Here is a 4975-nt window from a genome sequence, read left to right as displayed (position 1 = left end):
CATTTCGGCTTCTGTGTTCAGAAACTGAACCAGCTTTATACAGAAGAAGCCCCGTTCTTCTTGCTTCTCATCGTGAAGCGGTATCAAGCCGTTTCCTTTCGGTCTCATGGTCTCAACTGTTTAAGAAGTCTTTCAAGACCCCGCCCGTCCTTTATGCTTTTTCCTGTTGCCCATCCACTGTACGGGAAGAACGTCACTGTTTGCCCTTTGTGAATGAACTGTATCTGAGTGTTGTCACGCTGAACAATCTCAAAGCCGATTTCCTGAATGCGGCTGACAGCATATTCAATGCGTGTCGGTTCAAGCCGTTTTTGCCTTTCAATGTCTAATCTTGCCATAACTTCGGGTTCTGTTTTTCGTGAATAATTCTTTGAACTCTCTCTATTTCGTCATCAATGATCCGTTCAAGCCTCTTGCTTTCTGTCAGGGCTGAATTTGTCTTGGTCTTGAAATATTCCCGCTGTTTTTCTCTCATTCGGACAACAGCGTCAAAAAATTCTTTCGGCTTCATCTTCTGTTGTTTTTAGTCAGTTTTTTTATAATTCTGTTCAGGTACGCATTTTCGCTTTCAAGGTCTTTTATTTCTTGTTTCAGAACCTTTATGGTTTCATTGTATTGTTCACGCTCAAATTGAGCGGGAGATTTTTCAAAGCGGCAGGTACAATGTTCGATACCCATAGCTGCCGTACCCATACAGCCGGGTATCAAAACCTTTTCGCCTGTTTCCGTGTAGATATAATGGCACTTCATAACTCAAATGATTAAAACGGGCATTCTTCATCGGATGGCTGAAAGTCATCCCAGTTGAATTGAGAGGCTTCAAAGGCTTCCTGCTCACGCCGTTTGATTTCTTCCTGTAAATGGTTGCTGTTATCCCAAACGGGTTCTGTGCCGTTGACAAAGGGGCTGTAACGCCCGTTGTTCAGGTTATATTTGAACAGAGCCATTCCGCACTCTCCGAGGTGTCTGAACTTCACTTTCTTCACGTAGATTTCAACCGTGTTTTCAAGTCGGTTTCTGTGAACGACAATACCGAAATCAGCCTTGTTGTAGAAGTTCGCTGAGCCGCTGATGTCATAAAGTGTCGGTATCTCAGGCTCACCGTCTTTGTTCTTCTGCATCTTTGTTGGGTGCGCCATAAGGATAACCAACACATCATGCAGCTGTGCGAAGTTTGTCAGTTTGTCAAGCAGCCTTGATATGTATTTCGTCTCGTTCTTGCCCTCGCTTTCATCTTCAAGCCTGTTATACGGGTCAATAACGAGAACTTTAATACCCTTGCGTCTGACAAGGAATTTCGCCCTTTCGAGAATAGCGTCAACCCTGAAATCGCTTTTCGGGGATATGAAAAAGAAATTTGTTTCAAGGTGTTGTTTCACTTGTTTGTACTCCCCGTATGTCAGGTGTTCTTTGTCAAACTGTTTGCCCGTGAACTTCTCAATCAGTTTTGAAGCGTGATATTCCAGCGGGGCGTTCTCCGGGCTGAAATAAGCGAAACGCCAGCCATAACGAATATTCAATCGTTCTGCAATCTCGTCAATAAATTCAGACTTACCCGAACTCGGAACGCCCGTGATGATACACAGACGCTTTGTTTCAAAAGAGCACAATCGGTCGAAGTTGTCATGCCCGATTGTTACCCCTTTCTGCAAGCCATGCTCAAACAGAGCGTCAAGGGATTGTTCAAAGTCTGACAGCGTGAAAACGCCCTCAATCTTTATCTCGGGAGCGTCAGCGATACATTTCAGAAGACTTTCACGCCCGTACTTCTGCAGGTGTTCGTTAGCGTCTTTGCACCCGTCCCCGTATTCAATTATCCGGCAGCGTTCAGCCCCGAAACGCCTTATCAGTTCTTCTTTCAGAACAACGCCTTTCGTGTCCGTGTCAGATGCGATGTATATTGTCTCTTTGTCATCAAAGTATTCTTCGAGATAGTCATCGAGGTAGTCAAGGTTTGAGTTCGCCCCGTTCGGAACGCTGACAACATCTGTCCGTCCGCATTCAAAGAATGACAGGGCGTCCATTTCGCCCTCTGTGATGATACATTCTTTCGTACCTTTGATGTTGTCAATCCCGTACGGGAGAAGTTCTGCGCCTGAACAGAGTTTGAAACATTTGTCTCCCGTTCTGAATTTCGTGTTGACAAGTTCCCCGTTATGGTAGTAGTTAAACTGAACCGTGTTCGCTTTGCCGTTCTTCTGCGGCATCCATTCAAGCCCCTCGGTTACTTTCATCGCCGTCAGGGTCTTTTCGCTGATGCCACGCCCCTTGAACCATTCAAGGGCTTTCCCAGAGATTGAAAAACAGTCCTGACGTGGGGCGGGTTTCTTGTAAACGGGTTTCTCGCGGCGTATGGGGGCGGCGTTGCGCCACGGGCGGTCTTCTTTTTCCCAAGGCTCTTTTTCCGCTGCACAGCCCGAGAAACCGCAGTAATGACAGTTGAACTCGCCTGTTTCAAGGTTGATAGAGAGACTTTTGTCACGTTTGTCGTGACGCTGGTCATGGCACTGTGGGCAGAAAACCTTTCTGTTCCCTGAACGCCCGTATGGGGCTTTTATCCCGTATTTTTCCCAATTTATGCTCATAATAAAATCCAAGTGTTTGATGATGAATCCCAAGCGTGTCTGTCAGACGGACGGGGTGGGGCTGTAGGAGGTATTATCGCCTTGCCTGAACCGTATGTTCTGTGCCCTGAGTTGTCATAGAACTCGCCGACACCGAGTTGAACCTTTGTGACTTTTGAACCGTTCTGAACGCCGCTGCCTTTATCGTTGTCGTAGTTGCCCTCCTGAACCTTTATCCAGTTTGAACCGTTCTCAAAAATCCAATCGAATGTCGCCGTCCACGCCCTTTTGTTGGATTGCCGCCCGGTCAGGAAGTCGGATGCTTGAACACGCTTGAAGATGTCTTCTGCGGTCTGTAGCCAAGTCTCACGGCTTTTGCCCCATTCGTCACAGCGGCATTTTATTTTTGCTCGCCTGTTGTCATTGAGTTTTTGAACTTTCGGCAGAGATACACAGATTGAGTTCCACAAGGCGCATATATCCTGATAAGGATATTTTTCTTTGCTCTCCTTTTCTTTGCTTTCCTCTCCTTTAGGGGTTTCTTGCGCAGAAAACCGTTCTTCATCCTGTGTTTTCTCGGAAGAAACTTTCTGTTCAGGCTGTTTCTTGTCTTCAAAACTGGGTTTTGACGGGAGGTTGGTGTTACGGGTTCTGTAAACATCTGAAAGGTTTCTGACAAAATTCGCAATCCATAAAACACGATGTTCGTTCCATAGCTCAATGTCAATTTTGTTTAGATTTATCAAGACGTTGATAATGTCTTTCGCCTTTTCCTCTGTGACACGTGTTTTGGCAAGAAGATACTCCCAATTTGAAGCGTTTGAACAATCATAGAAATGCCCCTCACTTTCCCCGAGAATTTCAAGGAGTTTGAACCAAAACGCATATCCGTCATTCCCGAACTTATTTTCAAGGATGAAAATCGTGCGCCCGCCCTTGACGAAGTGCGGGAAATAATCAACGGTTTGTTTTTTCGGTCTTGCCATAGCCTGATGGATTTATAGGGTTGTAAGAATTGATTTGCGGAGTTTCTCGTTCCTTGCGTTCCATTCAAAGGAGCGTATCATCCATTGACGGTAATCAAGGGGAATGTCCGCTATTCTGTTCCCCTTATATTTGCCGAAAGGCATGATTTCAATCGGGGCTTCTGCCCGAGCGTCTATCGCCCGTGTGTCTTCACGGGTGTAATGACCGATGTCCGAAATGGGTATGCCTGACAGAAGCCGCCCGCCCGTTCCGAACATTCGCCACATTTTACCCTGCTCAAACGTGATGTCTTCAACACGCCCGAAACGTTCAACATTGCCGCCGAGGTCAACAATCAAAGCGTCCGTTTTCTCGGGGTCAATACGTGTCGCACGTCCGATAATCTGATAATACAAGGCGATAGAAGCCGTAGAAACGCCTAAAACGATGCAGTCGATACCTGTATAGTCAAAGCCTGTCGAAAGCACTCTGACGTTAAATATGACCCGTATTTCGCCCGCCCTGAAACGTGCGATGACCTGAGAACGTTCCGTCTTATCCATTTCCCCGTAAATCACGGCTGAGTTTGGGTATTTCTTTGAAAGCGTTATGGCGTCCTCAACAGAGGGAACGAAGACAAGAATATGGCGGCGGTCTGAATGTCTGTCAAGGGCTTGAACAATCTGTTCAGATCCTCCGTTCGCATCATACGCCCGCTGAACGCTTTCTTCCGTGTATTCAGATTTTGAACTGTTGAAGACAAGAAGACTGCTGTCGAATCCCGCTGTCTCATATTGAAGCGGAGACCAAAAGCCGAGGCGAACCATTTCAGCCACCTGCCCGACATGAATGATGTCTTTGAAGAAGTTGCCTTTCTTTGAACGGGAGGTCAGCATGACAAGTTTTGAGAAGTTCTGCCCGTCCTTATCCCGGTTCGTTTGCAGCTTCACGGGGGTAGCCGTGATTCCGAGAACGTGGGTTATGCCGCTTTCTTTCAGGAAACGTCCGAGCATACTGTTAGCCTCACGGGGATAAAGGTGCGCTTCATCAATCAACATTTTTGTAAACCCGAGAGACTTGAATTTAGCCCCGAGGCTCTTTATTGAGCCTATCGTGGCGTAAGTTATATGGGCGATGTCCTTTCGCCCGAAACTTGCGCTGTAAATCCCCGCATTCAATGCGAAATCCCCGCATAGCGAGCAATATTTCAAATAGTTTTGTTCGAGCAACTCTTTCGAGGGTTGAAGAACAATCATTTTATCGTTGCTGTTCTTTGCGACAAAAGCCGTCAGTATTGATTTCCCCCAAGCGGTCGGGAGAACAATCAAACTCGGCTTCGGTTTCTTTTCCGTGAAGAACTGAATAGCCTTGTTTATCGGCTCTGTTTGGTTTTCTCTGAGTGTTATCATATTTGAGAGAATAAAACTCCGTATTTAGGGCTAACC

Annotated in this window: 6 protein-coding genes; all 6 read right to left on the bottom strand. The window is 46.4% G+C overall.

Annotated features, from left to right (window positions below; all coding sequences use genetic code 11):
• Positions 1 to 104 precede the first annotated feature (104 nt).
• The 6 genes from ABUA47_RS20115 to ABUA47_RS20090 are packed head-to-tail and all read right to left on the bottom strand — an operon-like array spanning position 105 to position 4939.
• On the bottom strand, positions 105 to 338 hold the full coding sequence (locus ABUA47_RS20115) for a hypothetical protein (RefSeq protein ID WP_027199990.1): 234 nt from the start codon (positions 336 to 338) through the stop codon (positions 105 to 107).
• Entirely contained in the window at positions 326 to 511 is a 186-nt protein-coding gene (locus ABUA47_RS20110; protein WP_149923048.1) for a hypothetical protein, read from the bottom strand. Before ABUA47_RS20110 ends, ABUA47_RS20115 begins: the two co-directional genes overlap by 13 nt.
• Positions 508 to 750 (bottom strand): hypothetical protein, encoded by a 243-nt coding sequence (locus ABUA47_RS20105; RefSeq protein WP_149923049.1) that lies wholly within the window; start codon positions 748 to 750, stop codon positions 508 to 510. The genes ABUA47_RS20110 and ABUA47_RS20105 overlap by 4 nt, the downstream gene beginning before the upstream one ends.
• An 11-nt stretch (positions 751 to 761) precedes the next feature.
• A complete protein-coding gene (locus ABUA47_RS20100; protein WP_149923050.1) occupies positions 762 to 2585 on the bottom strand; it encodes a bifunctional DNA primase/helicase in 1824 nt (607 codons plus the stop codon).
• A complete protein-coding gene (locus ABUA47_RS20095) occupies positions 2582 to 3550 on the bottom strand; it encodes a DUF4373 domain-containing protein (RefSeq protein ID WP_149923051.1) in 969 nt (322 codons plus the stop codon). The genes ABUA47_RS20100 and ABUA47_RS20095 overlap by 4 nt, the downstream gene beginning before the upstream one ends.
• 12 nt (positions 3551 to 3562) lie before the next feature.
• Positions 3563 to 4939 (bottom strand): putative quorum-sensing-regulated virulence factor, encoded by a 1377-nt coding sequence (locus tag ABUA47_RS20090; protein WP_149923052.1) that lies wholly within the window; start codon positions 4937 to 4939, stop codon positions 3563 to 3565.
• Positions 4940 to 4975: the final 36 nt, after the last annotated feature.

Origin of the sequence: Bacteroides sp. RTP31139st1_H2_RTP31139_211217 (assembly GCF_040227615.1) — a bacterium.
In the GTDB taxonomy this organism is placed as follows: Bacteria; Bacteroidota; Bacteroidia; order Bacteroidales; family Bacteroidaceae; genus Bacteroides; species Bacteroides uniformis.
Note: the sequence above shows the minus strand (reverse complement) of the source record. Positions and strands in the feature narration are given on the sequence as shown.

What these genes read in the sequence shown, in the direction of transcription:
- ABUA47_RS20090 (WP_149923052.1), bottom strand. Translation starts at nt 4,939, where the DNA reads ATGATAACACTCAGAGAAAACCAAACAGAGCCGATAAACAAGGCTATT.
- ABUA47_RS20105 (WP_149923049.1), bottom strand. Translation starts at nt 750, where the DNA reads ATGAAGTGCCATTATATCTACACGGAAACAGGCGAAAAGGTTTTGATA.
- ABUA47_RS20095 (WP_149923051.1), bottom strand. Translation starts at nt 3,550, where the DNA reads ATGGCAAGACCGAAAAAACAAACCGTTGATTATTTCCCGCACTTCGTC.
- ABUA47_RS20115 (WP_027199990.1), bottom strand. Translation starts at nt 338, where the DNA reads ATGGCAAGATTAGACATTGAAAGGCAAAAACGGCTTGAACCGACACGC.
- ABUA47_RS20100 (WP_149923050.1), bottom strand. Translation starts at nt 2,585, where the DNA reads ATGAGCATAAATTGGGAAAAATACGGGATAAAAGCCCCATACGGGCGT.
- ABUA47_RS20110 (WP_149923048.1), bottom strand. Translation starts at nt 511, where the DNA reads ATGAAGCCGAAAGAATTTTTTGACGCTGTTGTCCGAATGAGAGAAAAA.